This window comes from Cellvibrio sp. (assembly GCF_039207905.1).
Classification (GTDB): domain Bacteria; phylum Pseudomonadota; class Gammaproteobacteria; order Pseudomonadales; family Cellvibrionaceae; genus Cellvibrio.
In genome coordinates, this window is record NZ_JBCECX010000012.1 from 95,876 (window position 1) to 112,027 (window position 16,152).

The window sequence follows — 16,152 nt, forward strand, 5'->3', positions numbered from 1 at the left end:
ATTATTGTGGGCTAATGGTTATTAGTGATTGGCTTATCTGCTGAATTTCTTCAGTGCAATCGTTTTTGCAATTTGCTTGCGCTGTTAGTAGACCAAAGTAACTCTTGTTGCTGGCCTTTGCGATAATCTGCATAAGTTTCGCCTTCCAGTAACTGTCTGTTTTCATTGCGCCAACGATATATTGTTTGGCGATAATAACTCTAGTCACTCCTCCAACTTTTTTATGGATATCCAGTTTGAAATTATTGCTGCTGCTTATTGATTGATCTAGCTGCCATTCTGAGCCATCAGTCAGCCCGCCAATAAATGGGACAATTTTGTCTCTACCTGATTGTGGGGTGTTGATGAATAAATCAACCCGAATTGATAATTGATTAAGCGTAATAAATTTTTCTTCTTTTAGGGGAATGCCTGGTTGTAGTTTGGTCCCTATGAGTTGGCTTGTCGCCGATTGGTGTGCAGTAAGGTGGTTCAGGTTGAGCGGATTCTCTTTGGTGGTGTTGTCATTATTAAAATACAGAAGTAATGGCCCAATGGCGAGTGGAACAAGTGGAAAAAAACGGAAGCGTTTAGGGATAGTTATTGTAGAGGTATTGCCTCTGAGTACGGGAGAAAAATAGATGGCGGGAATTAAAATGCTGGCGAATACTATCCATCCAAAGGTTTCATGGTCTCGCATTAAACTACTTTGCATTTCTGTGTGATAGCCAATAAGTACAAGAAGGTAAATTCTTAGCCAATTCGCGAGCAAACCTAATGTGGCTGCGATAATTATTGTGGCTAGTGCCATTCTCCATTTATATTGATTGAGCAGGATGAGTATATAACCCATTAGTAGGGCTATTATGAAATAGCGTATGCCTGAACAACCATCGGCGATGTAAATTGTTCCACTTGGCAGAAAAAGGCTGCTGCCGTCTAACAAGACAGTAATTTGGCTCATCTTTACTGTGTATCCAACTACAGTGCTGGCCAGTTTTACTAACAAGCCGCTTAGATCCGACCAGATAGGAATAGTAAAGAGTAAGAGTCCCAAGCAGGGAAGTGCAGACCACATCACTGATGGTGATGTACTTGCGCTAATAAATAGACCCAATGTGGCCATTAACGCGAAGTATGCGGGAAGGCTAATGCTTAAACTTTCGAAAAGGTACCAAGATAAAGAGCAGGCGGCGAGTCCTAGGATCTGAAGCCAATAATAGTTAGCGTGTGTTGTTGGTTCGGTTTGTCGATAGTTTTTTCTTGCCAGTAACGCAAGCATTACCGCAATAGTAGGGATTGAGTGGGCAAGATCTTGGTCCCACAAAGTCCATTTATCCCACAAGGTCGCGATACTGGGGTTATAGAGAAAAACCACAACTGCGATTGCTGAGAAAAGTGGAAGTGCTACACGTAGCTGCTGAAAGTTCCTGCTTAAATCCATAGGGAATGCGCTATTAAGTCCAATTATTTGTGATGTGGTTCATAATAGCGCGGTCTTATAAAAAAAGCCCTAGTTCAATTTTTGTCTCTTATTATTAATAACTTATTTTCGTGAAATGGCCGTAAACCCCGTTGGTGTCGAAGGCTGCGATTTCAAATTCTGTATTTTTATCGCCTTTATGTGTGTATGCATTCGCCCTGTTACCGTTCAGAATGATATAGGTGTAGCGGCTATCAGATGCTTTGCGATAGCGAATTTCGTAACCGCCAATCTCATCTGGGTCGAGAAATGCGCCATCCTCCCTTGTTGTTGGGTGATTCCAGGTAATAGTAAAGATTTGCTGTGTTCCACTGCTGGATTGTGAGCTGGCGTTTGCGCTATTGGAGCTTGAGCTGGGTGTTGAGCTTGAACTTGATTTGCTCATACTTGATGCGGAGCTTGCTCCATTAAATGTTGCCAGGGTTCGTACAGTGAGGGGTGGGGATGCTGTGGCGTTACCCGAAAAGTCAACTGCGGTAATAACATAGTTATATTCCGTATCCGCCGCTAGATTTTGGTCTACAAGAATGTGTGAAGAAATATCTGCTGTCGCAATAACCACTCCGTTACGAGTAATTTTGTAGTGATTAATTCCTGCATTATCAATCGCATCGTCCCAAATAACAGTGATGCTGGTTTCCGATAATCGATAAAGTTGCAAAGAGGTGGCCTCAGGGGGGGTTGTATCTCGGCTACCATCATCCACTGCCACTGAGGAGTTACTTGAGCGCGAGATGCGCGTATAGCTCTGTGTTGAGCTCGACTCTTTGCTGCTTAATGAAGAAGAGTTTGAAGAGGTTGAAGATGCAACTGATGACGGCGTTATCGAACTTAGTGCGTTCGAGCTGGTCGCAATACTGCTGACATCAGGTTTATTTGCTGTGCTACTGGGAGTGGTTGGTGAGCCTTCATCGGATGATGCGCCACCACATCCAGTGAGCACAATGGATGAGAACAGCAGGAATAGGCTGATTGCTGCCAGTTTCTTCGTTTGCACGTACATCTGTTAACACCTGCGTCGTAAATTTGTTTGCTTTTGGTAATAAAGGGCTAAATGCTCCAATGAGTGCTTATATTTAGCATCTACAGGAGTAAGCAGCGGGTTTGTGATGAATATTTGTGATTTTCGAGATTTGCTAACCAATTATTGTGATATGTGTGTCACCGCACATATGGATTTTTTATAGCTTTTAATCATATGTGCAAAATTACTGGAAGCATTTACTCATCAGGGTCATGCACAGTCGAGGGGTATTCCTGTGTCATATCGTATTTTTTGATGAGGTCATAGAATGTTGGGCGGGTGACTCCCAACAGTTTTGCTGCGGCTGAAATATTGTTATCCGTCATGCTTAGTGCGCGTAATATGGCGCCACGCTCTGCTTCTTGTCTCACGTGTCGTAGGTTAAGTGATAGCTCGCCTGCTTCTGCTAGCCCCAAGTCCTCACGGGTGACGTGTTTGCCATCGGCCATGATCACCGCGCGTTTTATCTTGTTTTCCATTTCCCGAATATTGCCTGGCCAACCGTAGTTTTCAATTGCGGCGATTGCGTCGGGGGTAAAGCCGGTGACATTCTGGCCGTGTTCTTTGGCGAATTTGAGTTTGAAATGACGTGCCAGTAAAACTTTGTCGCCGAGACGGTTACGCAGTGGCGGAATGACTACCGTCATCTCGCAAATTCGGTAGAACAAGTCCTCGCGGAAGCTGCCGGCTTTTACCATTTCTTCGAGATTTTTGTTGGTTGCGCAGATCACGCGAACGTCCACAGGAATCTCTGATCTTCCACCCACACGCTCAATAACCCGTTCTTGCAGAAAGCGCAAAAGTTTGGCTTGCAGATTGAGCGGCATGTCGCCAATTTCGTCGAGAAACAGGGTGCCTTCGTTGGCGGTTTCTACTTTTCCGATGGTGGTTTTATTGGCGCCGGTGAAGGCGCCTTTCTCATAGCCGAAGAGTTCGCTCTCGATCAAATTCTCTGGCACTGCGGCGCAGTTGATAGCGACAAAACGTTTGGTTTTGCGCGGGCTCAATTGATGGATTGCGCGTGCCATTACTTCTTTACCCGTGCCGCTTTCGCCGAGCAGGGTGCAGGTGACCGTGGTGGGGGATATTTTTTCGAGTTGACGACAGATTTTGAGCAGTTGCGGATCGTTGGTGATCAGGCCTTCCAGCGGTTCTTGTTGCGAGAGGCTCAAGCGGCGATTGTAGTCTTCCAATTCGTGGATGTGGAAAGCGCGCTGCACAATCAAATCCAGTGTGTTTGGATCAACCGGTTTTTGATAGAAATCGTAAGCGCCCATGGCGACAGCGCGCAGGGCGTTATCGCGATCGGTTTTGCCGGTCATTACGATAACTTTGCTATTGGGGGATATGCGCAAAATATCCTGGATACATTTGAAACCTTCGTCTACACCATCTTCGTCAGGTGGTAAACCCAAATCCTGAATAATGACGGATGCTTCGTGTAGGCGGAGTGCAGCTATGGCGTCCTGACGGTTGTCAGCGACGATGGTTTCGTATTGGTCAAAGTGCCAGCGCAATTGGCTTTGCAGGCCTGCATCGTCTTCAACGATGAGCAAAATAGGTTTGGAGATGGTCGTTTTACTCATGCGATTGCGCTAATCCTTGTTCAATGGGAGGGTGATGGTAATTGTGGTGCCCTCACCCAATTCGCTGGCGACGTTCAAGGTGCCGCTCAGCTCACTAATATATTCACGCGATAAATAAACACCAATACCCATGCCTTTGCCGGATTTGGTTGTTTCAAACGGTTTGAATAAGCGGTTGTGGATAAAATCCCAATCCATACCGGAACCGGTGTCTTCGATAGTGATGACTGCCCAGTTGTTGTGAATTTGCAGTGTAACATGAACAAGACCGTTGTCTGGCGTGGCTTCTTGCGCATTTTTAATGAAGTTGGTGATGGTCATCACCAATCTGACTTGATCTGCATTGATCGTGCGATTGGTGGTTTGTATTTCGGCAGTGAGTTTGGGGCTACTGCGATGACATTCGCTGATGGCTTGCTGGATGACTTCCATAATCGACAAGCGTTTCACCAAATCGGAATCGTCGCGGCGCAATTTTTTCAGCAGGTTGTTCATGCGGTCAACCGAGTTGCTAATGGTCTTGATTGCATCTTCAAAAAAGGCCGGATTGTCTTTGTGTTTCTCGGCGTTGCGCACCACCAGCGCCTGTTGCGCAATCAGGTTGTTCAGGTCGTGGATAATAAATGCGACCAGTTTGTTATAGGTATCGAATTGGCGGCCCTCTACTAATTGCTCGGCCTGTTGATGGCGTTTGAGGTAACTGGCGATCTGGCGGCCCATGGTTTTCAATAAATCCAGATCTTCCCAGGTCAGGGTTTCGTCCCCGCCCGGTTTGGTGAGCGCCATAAACCCTACCAGTTCTTCACCCACAATCAGTGGGAACATCAACCAGAGATCGGGAATATTGTGCGCCCAATGTGGTAGCAATTCATTGTGTTGGCTGAGTGCTTCGTTATCGCCGCTGTCAGGAATGAAAACCCATTCGGATTCAATAAACGCACGGCAAAAGGCGCTGTCGACCGGCTCTTCTTGCAGGTCGACAAAACTCGGCAGGTTGGCCCGATATACGGGCTCATAAAAACCTTGCTTGCGCAGCCAGATGGCGCCGCTCGGTGCTTTGGTGGTTGAGGCAACCGCAAAAAATGCGCGTTGGTTTACTTCGCTGGCCTCGGCGGGCTGGGCGAGATAATTGATCAGGCGCAGCCACTCGTTGCGATAATCGTATTTGTAGCGGAATAAATGTTTGTTGATCAGCACCGAAAGCTTCATGCGAATGCGGCTGGAGATAAAGACGGTCGCAATCAGCAATACCGCGCCCACCAGCAACAGGCTGTAAAAGACTGTGCCCCAGTTGCCGCCGTACAAACGCACGTAATAACCTCCGAGCGAGAGCACGGTAATCAATACGCCGACGCCGACTAATGAGGTGGTGTAAAACGCAATGGGGCGGGATAAGTTGAAGTTGGCGGGGCGTTCGGTGCGCTGCAATAGCAGGATGCCGCCCAATGCCATAAACAAACAGGTGGCCATGGATACCGCTGCGCGCGATTGCCAGAGCATGGGGTCGAGGCCTTTGAAGATGAGTGCGTGGGTAAATAGATAGATGTCGTAGAGGAAAATCGCCGCGAGGTTCATACACAGCAGCTTGATCTGGCGGTCATTCTCACCGGCGTAACGATAAAGCTGTTCGACGCTGACTAATGCGATGACTGCCAACCCTAATGCGAACCAGACAGATAATCCCGCTTGGTTGGCGTTGGGAATAAACATCATGCCGATTGCGAGCGCGGTGATCGGCCAGCCGCCGCTGAACAGCAATTGCAGACTGGTGGGTAGCTGTTTACGCTGGGAATTGCGTTTAAGGCTGAGACCGATGCAGAAAACCCAGGCATTAAAGTGCAAATACTCAAAAATGATCAGCAAATACAGCGGAATAGAATATTCTGAAAAGGAGAGGGCGATAGCGCCGAGGTGCAAAGTATGGACAGTCGCTGCGCCAGCAAACAGCCAGGTCTTTTGTTTGCGCGTCAATTGGTACAGATAGGTCATGGTCAGCAGGGCAGAAACGACCGCCGCGCTAAAGTAGGCAACAAAGGTGACGCTGTTATATTCCATACCTGCCAAAATCCTGCGATGGGTATAAGTCTTGGCAATAAGCATATCAGTTGAATGAGGCAGATCAAATTGCGCCACTATTCTTAGCGAGACAATTAAATACTGCCATCGCCTGTGTGGGTATTTGCCGCTATAATGCGCCGCCCCGATCCATGCCAGATCGAATGAATTTACAATAGGTGTGCTGAAGCAGGGTTTCAGCAGCCTGATACAAATGAGGAAAACACCGTGAGCCACATGAAAAAATTGTTCGGAATTCTGTTAGTTGCCGGTCTGGTTGCCGGATCTGCTGTCGCCAAAGAAGCTAAAGAAGATGATGTGCAGGCGCGTATCGCTCCTGTGGGCACTACCTGTATGCAAGGTGATGAATGTGCTGCTGCACCTGCACCAGCCGCTGCGGCAGGCCCAAAATCAGGTAAGGATGTTTTTTCCGGTTTCTGCACCACCTGTCACGGTGCTGGTGTAATGGGCGCGCCCAAGTACGGTACTGCCGCTGATTGGGCGCCGCGTATCGCCAAGGGTAAAGACACTCTCTACACCCATGCGATCAACGGTTTCAACGCCATGCCACCTAAGGGTATGTGTGCAGCTTGTACTGATGACGAACTGAAAGCAGCGGTGGATTACATGATCGATCACAGCAAATAAGCTGCTGATTGGCCAATTTCCGCTTAAAAAATTCCTGCTCCAAAAAATAAACCCTCGCCATTGTGAAATGGCGAGGGTTTATTTTTTTACTGCGCTAAATCCCGTCCGTGGGATTTGCTCATTGCCGATATTAGAAGGTCGCTTTCAAGATCAGCGCTGCACGGCGGTCATTCACAAACCATGAGCGTCCAGCTTCTGCACCTTCGCCATCGAGGATCATGATGGTTTTGGTTTGGGTGTTGGCGATGTTGGTCAATTGCAAGCCGACGGTCACGTTGTCGTTGATGTTGTAAAAGGCCGAGCCGTCGAGGAAGCCGGAAGCATCATTCCACAGCGGATACTTACTGATCACGTCGCGTGTGGTCAGCAGGTACTTGGAGCGCCAGTTGTAAGCCAGACGCAATGACCAGTCGTTCTTGTCGTACATGGCGACTACGTTGAAGGTGTCTTTGGATTGACCTTGCAGCGGTACATTAGCCAAATCAACGCGCGCACCGGTATCCGTTGCGGTGCCAGCGAAGCCGTCAGCACTTTCATCGCCACCATTAGGCACACCGTTGGCGTCGATGTAGGTGTAGTTCACCTGCAAACCTAAACCATCCCAAGGTGCTGGCAGCATGTCGTAGAACTGCTGATAGGCAACTTCAAAGCCCTGCATGGTGCCATCGCCACCGTTGCGGGTGCCTTCCACCTCAACTGTTTGGGTAACACCGGAAACCGGGTTGGTGAAATTGCGCGCGAAGGTGCCGTAGACAAAGAAGTTGGAGAGATCTTTGTAAAACACCGTCGTGGTAAGGGAGCCAACGCTGGCGAAGTACCATTCCAAGGAGGCATCGAATTGGGTCGATTCCATTGGCTTGAGGCCAGGGTTGCCCGAGCTGCCTCTCCAACCGGCAACTTCGGCGCCGAGAATACCGCCACCAGCTGATGGATTTAATGGATCGCGCTCTGGTTGCTCAATATTCAACGCCAGCGAGCTGAGGTTGGCCTGGTTTTTCACCGCTTCCATATCCGGCAGGGCGATAGCTTTGGCGACCGCGAAGCGGGAGATCAAATCATCGCTCAGCTCCACTTTGAGGTTGAGGCTGGGCAGGGTTGCGGAATAGGTCGAGTTGGCGTTTTGCACGGTGAAGGCATTGTTGCCAAAGCCGCGCTCATCGTTGCTCAGGAAGTTGTTCGGGTCGCTCGTCCATTTTGATGAAGGCATTGCCAGTAATGCAGTGCGTGCAGCGGCCAGATCAGCGTAACCGCCTTGCTCATAAAGCGCCTGACTGGCTTGTACTGTCCAGGCTTCTACTGCTGCGCTGGTCAATGGCAGGCTGATACCGGCCGGAGCCGCTGAGTCGGGAACCAAATCCGGGTACTGTACCGAGCCGAGTGCATCGCGCTCCAAACGTACATAACGCAAACCGAGGTTACCGCTAAAGCGCAGCGCGTAATCATCGGAACCGAAATCCACTTTTACATAAGCAGCTTCGTTGGTTTCTTTGGTGACATAGACTTCTGAGGGCGTGAAGAAATCCGTGGTGCCTGCGCGCTTGTTGGCAGGGATAAATGAACCCGCTGCGGCTAATAGCTCGCGCCCGTTAATCACGTCTTTTACCAATGAAGGTGATGCGTGCAACATGCCGTCGCCGGGAATAGTCAGCACACCGCCGCGATGGAAATCACTCCAGTCGACTTGGGTATATTCCTGACCGGATACTTTTTCCAGATCCGCCCAGTAGATATCTTGTTGCCAGCGTGGCCCCAGCGCACCCCAGTTATAAATGGATGAGCGCACAGTTTGCTCGCGCTCGGCCAGGCGCAAGCCGCCGCTGATGCTGGTGATAAAGTTGTCGTCCAAGGTGTGTTTGATATCGATGCGGCTTGCCAGTGAGTCGCCTTCAGAGCGCTCGTAGTGATCCATTGCCGCCTGCCAGAAGTAGGAAGTCGGGTCCTGGAAGTAGTTGCTATCGCCCGCTGGATCACCGGAAAAACCGGGGAAGCCGGTGGCGTATATATCCGGATTCTTGGTGCGGAAGCCGTTCCAGGGCTCGATCAGGGTCAGCGACGGCGTACTGCCACGGGTGTCGTAGTCCTGCATCGCATGGGTGGCGAGCATTACGGTTACGTCGTCATCGTCGGTGCTTGCGTCGATGTATTGCAGATCGAGCGAGTATTCCCAGTTGTCATTGGGGGTGAATTTCAGGTTGAACGAGTAATCATCCACCAGTGTGCGCGTGCTTTTGTAGCGGGTATCGGTGGAGAAGATGTGGCCCCATTGCGGGATATTCACCGGATCATCACCCCAGGCACGCGGGATGCGATTAGTGTTGCCATCAGCCGAGCGCCAGCCATCGGAATCGGTAAGGGTACCGGCGGTAAAAATACCTTCATCGGTGAAGCTGAATTCAGTGCCTTCCAGCGGACGGGTACGGCGTACGTCTGTTTTTGAGCCTTCGTCGTAGTAGCCGCCCTGATATTTAATGGCGTATTCAGTCCAGTTTAACTCAGCGTCAGAACGCATATATTGGAAAGTCCCGAGAATGGTTTCATCGGTGTTTTTCCATTGCAGCGCGGCTGCGAAGCCTTGGCGGTCGCGCTCGTCAGTCTTCATCAAGGCGTTGGAGCCGTTTGGCATCCACACAGTGCCTTTGCCATCTGCACCGACAAAACGTTCAGCACCCGCAAGTACCGAAGCGTCGTATTTTACATAGGCATCACTCTGGATACCGTTGGACATACCGGTCAGCGATGAGTCGGCAACATTGAGCAATAGGCCGAATTCACCCGCATCTGTATCCCAGCGGTCGCTGTAGAGTGCAGATACAGTGGGTGTCCAATCTTCGGCCATATCGCCGTAGGAGTAGTCGGCAGAGATGGCGACTACACGACCGTCGGAATCGAATGGTTTACGGGTGCGCAGGCTTACGGTGCCGCCAATTCCGCCTTCGATCATATCGGCAGTCTGGTTTTTGTAGATGTCCACACCGCCCATCAATTCAGGCGGTACATCCTGAAAGCTCAAGCCGCGGCCGGAGTTGGCGGTGAAGGAATCGCGCCCGTTGAACTCCGAGCGGGTGGCGTTCATACCGCGAATCACCGCGCCGGAACCTTCGGTGCTGAAGTGGTCCGGATCATTGGCTGAAGCAAAGCGTTCGATGGATACACCGGGCACCCGCTGCATAGCTTCAAGTACGCTGCGGTCGGGCAGGGAGCCTATGTCTTCGGCGGAAATGGAATCGACTACCGTGTCCGCATTGCGTTTAATTTCTTGCGCGCTTTGCAGGTTGGCGCGTACGCCGGTGACCACGACTTCGTCGACACTGCCGTCAGTTTGCGCAACAACTGGCGCTGCCAACGCCATGATGCAAAGTGCCAAGAGTGAGCGATGGAAAACGGGGGCTGCGGTGGTTGAGCGATGGGATTGTTTATTGTTGTGGGGATGCATAGCAAAGCCTCTCTGTAATGTTTTTTTATCAAGAATGCTCCTCGTGCGAGAGCATGGGGCGTCATACTCAACATCTTGCGCTATGGTGTCGCACCAGTTTGGGAAGGAAGCGCAAACTGGTGACTGTTTGGGTGCGGATCAGGCGCGGATTGCAGGCGAAATGCATCCGGCTGGTGCAGTAAGCGATTGGAAAACAAGGGGGTTATTGCAGATGAGGACGGGGGTACAGGTTGAAGGCAGGAAATGGTAGTTCAGGTGGCAGTTTGAGCAAATGCGCAAACTGGTGATAGGTAATCGGCGCTGTAAACCAGCGGATTAATCAAACAGGTTGAGCAGATTGGAGAGCGTCTCTGCACCCTTGGCGACATTCTTTTCTGCGCTCTGTTCGCCAAAACCTTCCCACTCGACATCCTCCGGTGGCAGTTCATCCAAAAAGCGGCTGGGGGTGGTTTCGCTCATTTCGCCGAATTGTTTGCGCTTGCCCGCAAGGGTCATCGACAGGGTTTTTTGCGCGCGCGTAATACCCACGTACGTCAGGCGGCGCTCTTCTTCGATATTGTTGTCTTCGATACTGTTGCGATGTGGCAGCAGTTCCTCTTCCAGTCCGACCATAAAGACGTGGGGGAACTCCAGCCCCTTGGACGCGTGCAAGGTCATCAATTGCACCTGGTCGCTCAGGTCTTCCTCTTCCTGCCGCTCCATCAAATCGCGCAGCACCAGTTTGGCGATGGCATCTTCTATGCGCGATTCCTCTTCTTCATCGTCGTTAGCGGTTTTATCGAGGGTTTTTTGTAGTGATTCGACCAGATAAAACACGTTTTCCAAGCGCTTTTCGGCGGCCTTGGGGGTGTTGGAGTTCTGGTAGAGCCAGCCTTCGTAGTCGATGTCACTGAGCATTTCGCGAATCGCATTGACCGGATTTTCGCTCCGGCAATTTTGGCCGACCTGTTTAATCCAGTGGCCAAAGCGCTGTAACCGCTCAAGGTTTTTCTCGGGGATACGACTCTGCAAGCCTATCTCATCCAGCGCAGCAAATAGACTGATCTCACGTTCGCTTGCGTAACCGCCCAGCGCTTCGAGGGTGCTGGTGCCGATCTGGCGGCGCGGGGTGTTGATAACGCGCAAAAAAGCGTTGTCATCATCGGGGTTTACGATCAGGCGCAGGTAGGCCATCACGTCTTTGATTTCGGTTTTGCCAAAAAACGACGAGCCACCGCTCATCTTGTAGGGAATCTGGTGGTGCTGCAGTTTCATTTCCAGCAGCCGCGCCTGATGGTTGCCGCGATAAAGCACGGCAAAATCGCGGAATTTATATTGTTTCTGCAAACGCTGGGTGATGATTTCCGTCGCCACCCGCTCGGCTTCGGCCTCTTCATTTTTGCAGCGCAGCACGCGGATAGGGTCACCCAGACCCATCTCACTCCACAGGGCTTTATCGAATTCGTGTGGGTTGTTGGCAATGAGATGGTTGGCCACGCGCAGGATGCGGCTGGTGGAGCGATAATTTTGCTCCAGTTTGATCACCCGCAAGGTCGGATAATCCTGCTTGAGTAAACTCATGTTTTCCGGCCGCGCACCGCGCCAGGCATAGATCGACTGGTCGTCATCGCCCACCACCGTTAACTTGCCGCGATCGCCGACAATCAGTTGTACCAGCAGATACTGGCTGGAGTTGGTGTCTTGGTACTCATCTACCAGCAGATAGCGGATTTTGCGCTGCCAGCGCCCCAAAACTTCGGCGTTGCTTTGGAACAATTCCACCGGAATCAGGATCAAATCGTCAAAGTCGACCGCGTTGTAAGCGCGTAACGCCTGATTGTAGCGCTGGTAAATCAGTGCGATTGTCTGCTCACCGGGGCTTTGCGCCTTGCTTAATGCATGGCCGGGGTTGATCAGGTCATTCTTCCAGTTGGAAATCTGGCTCTGCACCACATCGAGATGGTCGCTATCGAGATCGCCATCTTTGAGCATCAATTCTTTCAGGAGTGAGCGGGCATCTTCGGAGTCGAAAATGGAAAAGCCGGGTTTAAAGCCCAGGCTTTTGTGCTCGCGGCGGATGATATTGAGGCCGAGATTGTGGAAGGTTGATACCGTCAGGCCTCTTGAAGCGCTGCCTTTCACCAGTTTGCTGGCGCGTTCTTTCATCTCGCGCGCCGCTTTGTTAGTAAAAGTGAGCGCGGCTATGTGGCGCGCAGGCATGTCGCACTGCTCGATCAAATAGGCGATCTTGCGCGTAATTACACTGGTTTTGCCGCTGCCCGCACCGGCCAATACCAGGCAGGGGCCATCGATATACAGAACGGCTTCTTTTTGGCGCGGGTTGAGTTGGGTCACAGTGTGCAATGCCTGAGCAGTAGGCGCTGCGAGTAAATGGCGCCAAACAAATGGGCGAGCATTCTAACAAGCTCGACTATGCTTGCAATGGCGTTTTCACTGCTATAACTACAAGGCAAGTGTGAAGGGTTTGTAGGGGTTATTTGTTATATAACAGGCCGTTTAGTTTGGCTGGGGCGGCTGCTACCATTAGTTCTTGAATGGCAGATTGAGCTAGCGCCCACTAAGTGGGTTTAAGGGACAGTGATCTATGGATAACAAGGTAAAAATTTTATTTATCGACCGTGAGCAGGGCGAGTACCTGCTTATCGCCGAGATTTTGTCGCACATTCGCCATGTTGAATATGAGCTGGTGTGGTGCGACCAGCTTGATCTCGCCCTGAATAAAATTTTGACCCAGCAATTTGATGTCGCTCTGCTCGATTATTATTGGGGCGATTCGAATGCGCGCGACTTGTTAAACGCTGCGCGCGTCCAAGCATGCCAAACCCCCATAGTCGTGATGACCGACGAAATGGAAACCGAAGTTGATCGCGAAGCCATTCGCGCCGGTGCCGCCGATTATTTGATTAAAGGTCAAATCGATCATCTGCTATTGGAACGCGCAATACGCTATGCGATTGAACGCAAGCGCACCGAGCAACACCTCACCCGTCTCGCCCATTACGACCCGCTTACCGACGTTCCCAACCGGATTTTATTTCGTGATCGCCTCGAGCACGCCATCCATTTGGCTGAACGCGATAACGCCAGCTTTACCCTGATGTTTATCGACCTCAACGGCTTCAAACAAGTAAACGATAATTTTGGTCACGATGCCGGCGATGCAATTATCCGCATTTGCGCCGAGCGCTTGAATGCCTGCTTGCGTCGCAGCGATTCAGTTGCGCGCATGGGCGGCGATGAATTTACCCTGCTGCTGCAAAAAATTGCGGTCAATACCGATGTCGCGCACATCGCGGAAAAAGTGATTAAGGCCATCGAACAACCGGCCGAAATTAACGGCCACGAAGTGGTGGTAGGTTGCAGTATCGGCATTGCCATTTATCCGCAAGCCGGACGCGATGCCGACACACTGCTGAAACACGCCGACATGGCGATGTACAAAGCCAAGCAAGATGACGGCAGCAATTATCGTTTCTTCACCGAGATGATGAACCAGGATGTGCGCCGCCAATTGCGGCTCGAATCCGATTTGCGCATGGCGTTAAAAAAACAGCAATTTTTATTGCACTATATTCCGCGTGTCGATGTGAGCACCGGAAAAGTTATCGCGCTTGAAGCACTGTTGCGTTGGGATAAACCCGACGTCGGCATTTTGAATGCCAGCGATTTTATTGCTACCGCTGAAGAAACCGGCATCATCACCGCCTTAGGTTATTGGGCGATTCGCCAAGCCTGTAACGATTTAAAATTGTTGCAGGAATTTTGGGATGGCCCGTTGATGATGGCGATTAATTTATCCATGCGGCAATTTAAAGACGATAATTTGGTGCACGAAGTTGCGCGCATTTTTGCCGACAACGATATCCAACCGGGCGATATTGAATTTGAAATTACCGAAACCGTTTTTGCCGACAATATCGAACTGGTGTCGCTGTGCATGCGGCCGCTGTCATTTTTCGGTATTAATTTTTTACTCGACAGTTTTGGTGCGGGCAACTCATCGCTGCTGCATTTACAGCGGTTGCCGATCAGCACGGTAAAAATCGATTTGGGTTTCTTGCAAGAATTAAATCGCAGTCTCAGCGATAAACGTTTGGTGTCGGCGATGATTATGCTGGCGCACAACCTTGGCAAACTAGTTGTTGCTGAAGGTGTGGAAACCAAAGAGCAAAAAGAGTGGCTAAAAGAAATGGGCTGCGATTTGATGCAAGGCTATTATTTTTCTGCGCCCAAATCCTATCTTGAAATTTTGAATTGGTTGCAGATGTCGACTGAGCATCAACATCTGAATCTCAATTAAATTTTTCTCGCTTATGATCAATTTAATTGCCGCTTTGGCGATCAAGTGTGCGGTAACTTAAAGCCTCGCTAATATCCACTGTATTGACCTGTTCGCGCCCGGCCATATCGGCAAGGGTGCGCGCCAATTTCAGCACGCGGTGATAAGCACGGGTTGATAATCCCAATTTGGTAATCGCCTGCTCAAGTAACGCCTTATCACTCGCGCTCAATTCGCAATGCACTTCCAATTCCGGCGCACTTAATTGATGGTTTGCTTTTCCCTGCCGCGCAAGTTGCCGCGCACGCGCCTGCTCAACACGCGCACGGATAATTTCACTGTTATCACCCTGGCTTTTATTTTGTAATTCGCCTTGGCGTAAGCCTCTTACGGGTACGTGCATATCAATACGATCAAGAAGTGGCCCGGAAATTTTATCGCGATAGCGTTTCACTTGATCTGGCGTGCAGCGACAGCGATTTGCATCGCTACCGTGATATCCACAGGGGCAGGGATTCATTGCAGCGACCAGCTGAAACCTCGCAGGAAAGCATGCCTGACTGCGCGCCCGCGAAATGCGTACTTCGCCGCTTTCGAGTGGCTCGCGCAATACTTCCAATACTTTTCTTGAAAACTCGGGTAATTCATCAAGGAACAAAACACCTGCGTGCGACAACGAAATTTCTCCTGGCTTGGGATTGCTTCCTCCCCCCACCAACGCGATTGCCGAGGCTGTATGGTGCGGCGCGCGAAATGGGCGGCGACGCCAGTGATAATCCTGCGATTGCGCCGCGACTGAATAAATCGCCGCGACATCCAGCATCTCCCGCTCACTTAAACCCGGCAGGATTCCCGGTAAGCGGCTTGCGAGCATGGTTTTTCCAGTTCCCGGTGGGCCATAAAACAACAGGTTGTGGCCGCCACTGGCGGCGATTTCCAAGGCGCGTTTGGCTTGTGATTGGCCTTTTACGTCGAGGATATCCAAGGGATCTTGCGCAACTTCGCTGTTATCTTGCTTTGCCACGGCCAGCGGCAGCTGTTCGCGTTGGTGCAAGTGGGCGCACACCTGCAATAGGTTAGCTGCACCAAATACGCGCGTGATACTGCTAAAGGCGGCTTCGTTGGCGTTGTCGGTGCTAATAATCAAGTCACGTTTGGCGTCGCCGCAGGCAAGTGCAGCGGGAAGCGCCGCACTAATTGAGCGCAATTCGCCAGAGAGCGCGAGTTCGCCCAGAAATTCGTAGCGTTCCAATTGTTCGAGCGGGATCTGCCCCGAGGCGGCGAGTATGCCGAGCGCGATGGGTAAATCGTAGCGGCCGCCTTCTTTTGGCAAATCGGCTGGTGCGAGATTGACGGTAATTCGCTGGGCGGGAAATTCCAGGTGGCTGTTGATCAAGGCGCTGCGCACCCGATCCTTACTTTCTTTTACCGCCGTTTCGGGCAAGCCGACGATGGAGAGACTGGGTAAGCCGTTGGAGATGTGGACTTCAACAGTGACTTGCGGGGCATTGATGCCAAGTTTGGCGCGCGAGTTTACGATGGCGAGTGACATTGACGATCCTTGTGTTTGTTTTTGAACGATTTTTTTGGGTTTCGCGGTTCCTGCCGCTGATTGCGCCCCGACTATAAAGCAATCGGGCGGACGAACACAATTGTCCGTCCCGC

At 50.8% G+C, this 16,152-nt stretch carries 9 protein-coding genes; 2 read left to right on the forward strand and 7 right to left on the reverse strand.

Features of this window, described 5'->3' with window-relative positions:
• Position 1: 1 nt before the first annotated feature.
• The 4 genes from AAGC78_RS09370 to prsK form a co-directional block, all read right to left on the reverse strand.
• Complete coding sequence (locus AAGC78_RS09370) at positions 2-1,423, reverse strand: archaeosortase/exosortase family protein (protein ID WP_435783806.1); 1,422 nt, start codon at positions 1,421-1,423, stop codon at positions 2-4.
• A gap of 94 nt (positions 1,424-1,517) precedes the next feature.
• The gene (locus AAGC78_RS09375; protein WP_435783807.1) at positions 1,518-2,465 is read right to left on the reverse strand and encodes a fibronectin type III domain-containing protein; all 948 of its coding nucleotides are present in this window, start codon (positions 2,463-2,465) and stop codon (positions 1,518-1,520) included.
• 218 nt (positions 2,466-2,683) lie between these two features.
• Positions 2,684-4,072: a PEP-CTERM-box response regulator transcription factor gene (gene prsR, locus AAGC78_RS09380; protein WP_435783808.1), complete on the reverse strand. Its 1,389-nt coding sequence runs from the start codon at positions 4,070-4,072 to the stop codon at positions 2,684-2,686.
• A 9-nt stretch (positions 4,073-4,081) separates the two neighbouring features.
• Entirely contained in the window at positions 4,082-6,127 is a 2,046-nt protein-coding gene (prsK, locus tag AAGC78_RS09385) for an XrtA/PEP-CTERM system histidine kinase PrsK (RefSeq protein ID WP_435783809.1), read from the reverse strand.
• 237 nt (positions 6,128-6,364) lie between these two features.
• Here prsK and AAGC78_RS09390 point away from each other — a divergent pair, with 237 nt between their 5' ends.
• Positions 6,365-6,775 (forward strand): c-type cytochrome, encoded by a 411-nt coding sequence (locus AAGC78_RS09390; RefSeq protein WP_435783849.1) that lies wholly within the window; start codon positions 6,365-6,367, stop codon positions 6,773-6,775.
• A gap of 130 nt (positions 6,776-6,905) precedes the next feature.
• On the opposite strand, the gene AAGC78_RS09395 is transcribed toward AAGC78_RS09390, so the two are convergent.
• Together AAGC78_RS09395 and rep are read right to left on the reverse strand one after the other, a co-directional pair.
• Positions 6,906-10,208 (reverse strand): TonB-dependent receptor, encoded by a 3,303-nt coding sequence (locus AAGC78_RS09395; protein WP_435783810.1) that lies wholly within the window; start codon positions 10,206-10,208, stop codon positions 6,906-6,908.
• A gap of 315 nt (positions 10,209-10,523) precedes the next feature.
• Entirely contained in the window at positions 10,524-12,542 is a 2,019-nt protein-coding gene (gene rep / locus AAGC78_RS09400; protein WP_435783811.1) for a DNA helicase Rep, read from the reverse strand.
• 250 nt (positions 12,543-12,792) lie between these two features.
• Here rep and AAGC78_RS09405 point away from each other — a divergent pair, with 250 nt between their 5' ends.
• A complete protein-coding gene (locus AAGC78_RS09405) occupies positions 12,793-14,508 on the forward strand; it encodes a putative bifunctional diguanylate cyclase/phosphodiesterase (protein ID WP_435783812.1) in 1,716 nt (571 codons plus the stop codon).
• A gap of 22 nt (positions 14,509-14,530) precedes the next feature.
• On the opposite strand, the gene AAGC78_RS09410 is transcribed toward AAGC78_RS09405, so the two are convergent.
• Entirely contained in the window at positions 14,531-16,039 is a 1,509-nt protein-coding gene (locus AAGC78_RS09410) for a YifB family Mg chelatase-like AAA ATPase (RefSeq protein ID WP_435783813.1), read from the reverse strand.
• Between the last annotated feature and the right edge of the window lie 113 nt (positions 16,040-16,152).